General features: G+C 32.4%; 6 protein-coding genes. 5 read left to right on the top strand and 1 reads right to left on the bottom strand.

Annotated features, from left to right (window positions below; all coding sequences use genetic code 11):
• Positions 1-509 precede the first annotated feature (509 nt).
• Both ACK1U5_RS27530 and ACK1U5_RS27525 read left to right on the top strand, forming a co-directional pair.
• On the top strand, positions 510-2,441 hold the full coding sequence (locus ACK1U5_RS27530) for a glycosyltransferase (protein WP_003311692.1): 1,932 nt from the start codon (positions 510-512) through the stop codon (positions 2,439-2,441).
• 67 nt (positions 2,442-2,508) lie between these two features.
• Positions 2,509-3,285 (top strand): class I SAM-dependent methyltransferase, encoded by a 777-nt coding sequence (locus ACK1U5_RS27525; protein WP_000651234.1) that lies wholly within the window; start codon positions 2,509-2,511, stop codon positions 3,283-3,285.
• 40 nt (positions 3,286-3,325) lie between these two features.
• On the opposite strand, the gene ACK1U5_RS27520 is transcribed toward ACK1U5_RS27525, so the two are convergent.
• Positions 3,326-4,270, bottom strand: a complete 945-nt coding sequence (locus ACK1U5_RS27520; RefSeq protein ID WP_001230829.1) for an NAD-dependent epimerase/dehydratase family protein — start codon at positions 4,268-4,270, stop codon at positions 3,326-3,328.
• Between the two features lie 291 nt (positions 4,271-4,561).
• Between ACK1U5_RS27520 and ACK1U5_RS27515 the strand changes: the two genes are divergently transcribed.
• The 3 genes from ACK1U5_RS27515 (at position 4,562) to ACK1U5_RS27505 (ending at position 7,446) form a co-directional block, all read left to right on the top strand.
• Positions 4,562-5,356 (top strand): sulfotransferase family 2 domain-containing protein, encoded by a 795-nt coding sequence (locus tag ACK1U5_RS27515; protein WP_048568271.1) that lies wholly within the window; start codon positions 4,562-4,564, stop codon positions 5,354-5,356.
• A gap of 209 nt (positions 5,357-5,565) precedes the next feature.
• Entirely contained in the window at positions 5,566-6,288 is a 723-nt protein-coding gene (locus tag ACK1U5_RS27510) for a class I SAM-dependent methyltransferase (protein WP_048568272.1), read from the top strand.
• An 81-nt stretch (positions 6,289-6,369) separates the two neighbouring features.
• A complete protein-coding gene (locus tag ACK1U5_RS27505) occupies positions 6,370-7,446 on the top strand; it encodes a glycosyltransferase WbsX family protein (RefSeq protein WP_000690999.1) in 1,077 nt (358 codons plus the stop codon).
• Positions 7,447-7,519: the final 73 nt, after the last annotated feature.

Below are 7,519 nucleotides of genomic sequence, written 5' to 3'. Positions count from 1 at the left end.
AGCATCTAAAATAAAAATTGACGTTTCACGTTGTTTGTTTCGTTCAGTTTTCAAAGAACTACTTAGCCGCTCATTTGCGACTTCCTTATGTTAACACTTTCGTTATTTGATGTCAACTAAGTTTTTCATTTCGTTTGTCGCTTGCGACGTTATTGTCATCGGCGACTTGTTCTATATTACACCCCTGTAGATCAATCGTCAATACCTTTTATCTTTTTTATTTTATAAATCATAAAAGCTTTGCCTTCTCTTAATTTCTAATACATCCTTAGAACTTCTTAAACTTATGTATTCAAATTAACAATCTGCAGCCTACACTCTCTAACTTAATACTAATACTTTTCTAAAGAATGAATGTGAGACCAAGTAAATATATATTAAGGATAGTATTTTTTCTTTTAGTACGTTCTCCCTCCTGCTCATCTCTAGGGGGATTATAAATAAAACACTTCTCTTCTTTACCTTTAAAAAAGGGAAAGAAATCTAATACCCTTAGGAGGCGTTATGAAATGCATGTTAATAAAAAGATAATTTATGTATCCCATGATGCCCATTTCCACGGAGCACAGCTACTTTCTTTACATACTATTAAGGCTCTTAAAGAAAACTTTGATTACTCTGTTGCAATTATTTCTATTGGATCCGGTATTTTAATTCCCGATTTTCAAAAGTATGGTCCTGTTTATTGTCTCGAGCAAGGTTATCAAACAGAAGAAAAGGTCGAATTATTAATAAAGGATTTATTATCACAGAATTTTACCCTCGCCATATGTAGCACTGTCATAAGTGGCGATATCGTCGCATTACTAGCTAGACAAAATATAAAAGTTGTTTCATTAATACATGAATTACCGCATTTAATACAACAGTACTCTGCTGAAGGGAAAGCTAAAAACATCGCTGAATTTGCTTACAAAGTTGTCTTCCCTTCACAATACGTATATGAAAAATTTCGTACAATCACTGAATTGGATCCTCAAAAATGTCACATTCTCCCTCAAGGTTTGTTTAACCACAATCCTTATAAGAACAATATTGCAAAAGCTAGAAATGAGTTACGTAAGAAGCTTAACCTGCCTCTAGATAGCAAAATCATCTTGGGTGTAGGCTTCGCAGATTATCGGAAAGGGATAGATTTATTCTCACTTATCTCTTACTCAGTAAGAAAGACTCACAAGGATATTCATTTCATTTGGGTAGGGAGAACAAACGTTCAATTCCTGAATACACTGCCCCCTAAATATAAAGCACATTTCACATTAGTCGATCCTACTCCCGATATCGGATTATATAACGCTGGGGCTGACTTATACTTATTAACTTCAAGGGAAGATCCTTTTCCAAATGTTGTTTTAGAAGCATTAGATGCAAAACTTCCTGTTATAGGGTTTAAAAATGCTGGAGGTTTTGAAGATGTTGTTACAGAAAAAACTGGTGCCTTAGTAGACTTTTTAAATTTACCCAAAATGCTAGAAAAAATATATGAATTTATTCATGATGAGGGATTACGATTACAAAAGGGAAGCTTTGGCCAAGAACTTATCGAAAAAAACTTCAATTTTCTTAATTACATTTATCAATTACTAGATCTTCTCGAACATAATTACAAAAAGATAAGTGTAATCATACCGAACTATAATTATGAAAAATACTTACCTGATCGAATCGAATCAATATTAAACCAAACCTACCCTCTTTACGAACTAATTTTCTTAGACGATGCCTCCACTGATCATAGCGTATCAACTTTTAAAAAGCTGCTTTCAAAAGAAAATAAGACCCACCTGAAGGTTCAACAGATTATTAATGATAAAAACTCTGGTTCTGTATTTAAACAATGGATAAAAGGAGTCTCTGCAGCAACTGGTGATTATATTTGGATCGCAGAGGCCGATGACCTATGCGATAAGACATTTTTACAAGAGGTGATACAGGGGTTTTATATAAATAACAATATTACCTTAAGTTACACACAATCAAAACAAATAGATGAACAAGGAAATGTATTGGCTAATCATTATTTAAATTACACAAATGATATCGATAAAGAAAAATGGAAAGCCCCCTATTTTCGAAAAGGCGTCGAAGAAATACAAGATACGTTACTTATCAAAAACACTATACCTAATGTTTCAAGTGTAGTTTTTAAAAATATAGATATGAAGAAAACGGAAAAACAGTTAGAGAAGTTCAAAATAGCTGGCGACTGGTTCTTCTATGTTTCTCTTCTTACAGAGGGAGATATTTACTTCAATCCAGCCCCCTTAAACTATCATAGACGACATTTAAGTAGCGTAACGAGAACAGAAGATTCATACTCCCATTACAATGAAGTTGTGCAAATGCAAAATTTCATTAAAGAAAAATTTACTATCGACGACATTTCTAAAATGAAAATGTATACATATAGAAAGTATCTTAAAGCATACTTAAAAATTTAAACATGTGCTTTCTATGCCATCAATATCTCTTGTAAGTTACTACTATTACTCAAGGGAGGAATACTCTTTGAAAGACTTTATAGAGGAACATAAAGATTTAATTTCTCAAATCGCACACAGCTATAATGTAAATGCAAGTATCCATCCTGAGGATCATATCTTTCAGTTCATTGTCACTAATCCTGTCTTCCCATCAAAAAAAGAAGCGATAGATTACTACTTTAAAGATGGGAAAAACTCAGCACAAATACTCTTAAACTTAATTACTTCCCTTTATCCTCCTACAGGCAATCCAATTCAATTGTTAGAATTTGCATCCGGATACGGCTGCGTAACACGTCATTTATTAAATCTACAAACGAGTTTGAGTATAACCGCTTGCGATATACACGAAGAGGCCATTTCCTTTATTGAAAACAAATTAAATAATTCTTCTATATTATCTCATCCTGAGCCTGAACAGTTAAAATTGGACTCCTCTACATACGATATCGTTTTTTGTCTATCCTTTTTCTCTCATATGCCTGATACAACTTGGTTTCGTTGGCTGCAAACATTGTATAACGCTGTTTCACCTGGTGGTTTATTCATTTTCACAACCCATGGCTATCAAAGCAAAAAATACTTCGGGTTTCCAAATTTAAATGAAAAGGGCTATTGGTTTCTCTCTTCTAGTGAACAATTTGATTTAGATGTGAATCAATACGGACAAACGATAGTTAGCCCCTCTTACGTGTGTGACAAAATTAAATTATTACCCCATAACCCAATTATTAAAAAGTATACCGAAGGATTTTGGTGGGAACATCAAGACCTTTGGGTTATAGAAAAAGAAATAAAATAATAACCCACGCTCTGCTTATATACAAGTAGAGCGTGGGTTATTATTTTTTACTACATAAAAACTCTTCAATCCATAGCTTATTTAATCTAATCCCATGTTTAAAATCTATTTTAGGTTCCCAATTCAATTCTTGTTTTACCTTATCAATATTTAAAATGATTCTTTGAACGTTCTCTTGTTTTTGTTTGTAACAGATAAAATCCACTTTTCTTTCTGTTATTTTCTCTAATTCCACTATAATTCGTTTTAAAGAAAGACCTTTGCCACTCCCTATGTTGTATACGCAAGATTTCAATTGATTTAATTGTGCTAGTTGTATAGTAATTTCAACTAAATCATCGATATAAATATAATCTCTAATAATCTCCTCTGGATTCCCATATATATGAATCCTTTCATTACTGAGATGCTGGTACAAAAAACAATTTATCGCCCCAACTTTTTTTAAAGGGTTTTGGTATTTTCCATACGGATTAGAATATCTACATACAACATAATCTATTCCATATTTTTTCTTATAAAAATACAAATAATTCTCCAGCGAAACTTTTGTTATTCCATACGGGGAAAGTGGTCTTAATGGATGTTTCTCATCAATAGGCAAATATTCAGGTTCACCATAAACTGTACCTCCCGAAGAAGCTAATATAATTTTTTTAATACGAAATTCTTTAACACTTTCCATGAAATTAAGAAAAAATAGACTGCTATTAATATCGCCAAAAACGTCTTCAATTGAAGTTGCTACGTTAGACGTCGCAGCTAAATAAATAATAATATCTATATTCACTAAAGCCTTATATATATCCTCAACATTTTCTAAATCACCTTTAATAAATTCAACTTCACTTATAATATTTTGAGGAAAATTATTTATATGTCTGGAAAATACTTTTACATTTTGCCCCTGTTTCAATAAACCCAATGCGAGGTTGATACCAATGAAACTATTTCCACCTACTATTAAATAATTATTCTTCCTCATAATATCATCTCTCTAGTAATAAATTTTCCTATCGTCAAACTTAAAAATATACACAAATAAACTGGATCATTTTGATTATTCATCCTCTTATCATTGTATGTTTGTTATAAATTTTCATTATCTTTATTTTCTATTTTCATTTTAGAATAGCTTCCTTATTAAGGTTGACTGCAAAAACACTCATAATATTTACTCATCCCCATGAATATATTTAATAAACAATCCTCACTTGTTTAACCCATAAAAAAACTTCTAAATACACAAGGTTCTCAAAAAAGGAGTGCGAAACTCATGAAAAATATAAATCAAGAACTTTTAAATCATGTAATCCTACATAAAGATCGAATTCCCCATTACCATAAAGACTTTCCCCTTATACTATTTTGGAGTCATAGAAGCGGATGCACCTCATTAGCTAATTGGTTCTTTTTTCAAATTGGATTATTTACTGAAGCAAAGAAATACAATGACTTTATTCATTACTATGAGTTCTGGGTGTATAAAAACAGTACAAATTACATTCAACAATTACAAAATAGTCTTCTAGAGGCTAAAAAAAATGTTTGTAAACTTGTACGAAATCCTTATACAAGGGCTGTCAGCTCATTTTTATTACTTGCTGACAATCCATATGCTAGCCCACAATGGGAGAGCATCCGTCATTATTTTTATAATGATAAATATAGTAATCAAGGAATATCATTTAAACAATTTTTATATTACGTTCAGGCATTCGGTTCCAATTCCCTAGCATTAGATATACATTTTAGTCAACAATACGTCCCTGGTGAAGAAAACTTCATTCAATGCTATATTCCTTTAGAAGATTTTAATACACAAATCGCTAAGATAGAACACATGTACGATTTAACAAAATCTAATTTAGCACTTCTTACAAATTCAGATCATCATCGCGCTCACAAGATGATTTATGCAGGAAGCTATGCAGAACTTAGCATTACAGATCCAGGCTTTCCCCGATTTCCAACATACGAAAGCTTTTATGATAAAGAAACTATGGACTTAGTTACAGAAATATACGCACAGGATTTTGAAATGTACCCATACACGAAAGGGATATTTTAAGTCTATACATTTTCCCACGAATAAAAGCTGATACATCGCATAGCATAAAGTGAAACTTTAATTCGAGTGGGAGTTAATTATTCTCTTTCCCTAATCGTAATTTTAAGAGATACCTAACTTTCACCCATTTCCTTTGATTTCGCTGATTGTTGACGTGTATCATACTTTCCATACATAGATTGCATTTATTAACATAGGAGGGATATCGTGTGGAAATCAATTTGAAACACAATAATGGGTACTGCGTTATTTGCGAAAAGAAAGCTACATTTATAGAGCATAATGATTGGCTTAGAGATCATTATTTATGTTCTACATGTAACTCTATACCAAGGCAGCGAGCTTTAATCCATGCTTTACATACATTTTTTCCAAAATGGTATTCCTATAATATTCACGAATCCTCTCCTGGAGGAATTACGACTCAGCTACTATTAAAAAACTGTAAAAACTATACTTATTCTCAATACTTTAAAAATTATCCTCTTGGCCAATACTTTCAAGGTATTAGATGTGAGAACTTAGAAGACATGACTTTTGAAAATGAATCTTTTGATTTATTCATTACTCAAGACGTTTTTGAGCATGTAATGACGCCAAACAAAGCCTTTAAAGAAATAGAACGAGTATTAAAACCTGGCGGTGCTCATGTATTTACTGTCCCTTGGTATCATACACTCACAAAAACTGTGCAAAGAGCAAGAATGAATAAAGAGGTGATTGAATATATTGAAGAGCCCATTTATCATGGAAACCCTATTGATGAGAATGGATCTTTAGTAACGTTCGATTGGGGGCAGGATATGATTGAATATATTTATACACATGCAAACATGTATACAATTGTTTATTTACAAAAGGATAGATCACTAGGGCTAGATGCTGAATTTTTACATGTTTTTATTAGTAAAAAATGTGTAAAAAATTTCTAAATACTATATAATTCAGTGATTTAATAAATCACTAGTAACTTCCCACTACTTGAACTACGAATAACATAAGGGGGATATAACTTGAAAATAATCGCTTTTTACTTACCACAATTCCATCAAATTAAAGAAAATGATCGATGGTGGGGGAAAGGATTTACTGAATGGACAAATACTAAAAGTGCACGACCTTTATTTTCAGGACATTATCAACCTAGGGAACCTTATCAAGATTTTTATTATGACTTAACTACCCCCTCCGTAAGAAAGTGGCAAGCAAAAATCGCTAAAGCATACGGTATATATGGTTTTTGTTATTATCATTACTGGTTTAAGGGAAAAAGACTATTAGAAACCCCCTTTAATGAGGTACTAAAGATGAAAGAACCTGACTTCCCTTTTTGTCTTTCTTGGGCAAATGAACCATGGACAAAATCTTGGGATGGTCTCGATAAACATATATTAATGCCTCAAGACTACGGAGATATATCTGATTGGAAGGAACACTTTGATTATTTATTACAAGCTTTCCAAGATGAGAGATATATTTATATAGATGATAAACCCCTATTCATTATTTATCGTCCAGGACATATTCCTGATTGTGAAAAAATGCTTAATTACTGGAATGCATTAGCGCGAGAAAATGGTTTAAAAGGTATATACTTTGCTGAAACATTAAACAGTTTTCCACTACCTAATATAAATGGATTCGATGCTAGCATTCAGTTTGAACCTTTCTATACAATTGCCCATGATAGCTCTTCAGACATAAATAAGGTAATATATGATTCTGATATGCAATTAAATGTTTGGGACTACGATAAAGTATGGATGTATATATTACAACGATCGCTCCCAAAGAAAAAAACATTTCCTGGTGCTTTTGTTGATTGGGATAATACTGCACGACGTAAAAACGCGAATAGCAGCATCTTTGTAGGTTCTACCCCTGAAAAATTTACCATATATTTAAGCAAGCAAATTCATCGAACTTATTCTTTTTATAACAGCGAGTTTTTATTTATTAACGCATGGAATGAGTGGGCGGAAGGAACTTACTTAGAGCCAGATAAAAAATATGGATTTTCTTATTTAGAAGGGGTTAAAAATGCAATTGATAGAGGTATGAAAGCATACAAAAAAGACGAGTCATTCTGACTCGTCTTAAGCTTGCTTGGCGACGTCCTACTCTCACAGGGACAAGGTCCCAACTACCATCGGCGCTAGAGAG

This window comes from Bacillus sp. XB1, assembly GCF_053557995.1.
This window is presented reverse-complemented; position numbering and strand designations above follow the sequence as displayed.

What these genes read in the sequence shown, in the direction of transcription:
- ACK1U5_RS27515 (WP_048568271.1), top strand. Translation starts at nt 4,562, where the DNA reads ATGAAAAATATAAATCAAGAACTTTTAAATCATGTAATCCTACATAAA.
- ACK1U5_RS27520 (WP_001230829.1), bottom strand. Translation starts at nt 4,270, where the DNA reads ATGAGGAAGAATAATTATTTAATAGTAGGTGGAAATAGTTTCATTGGT.
- ACK1U5_RS27530 (WP_003311692.1), top strand. Translation starts at nt 510, where the DNA reads ATGCATGTTAATAAAAAGATAATTTATGTATCCCATGATGCCCATTTC.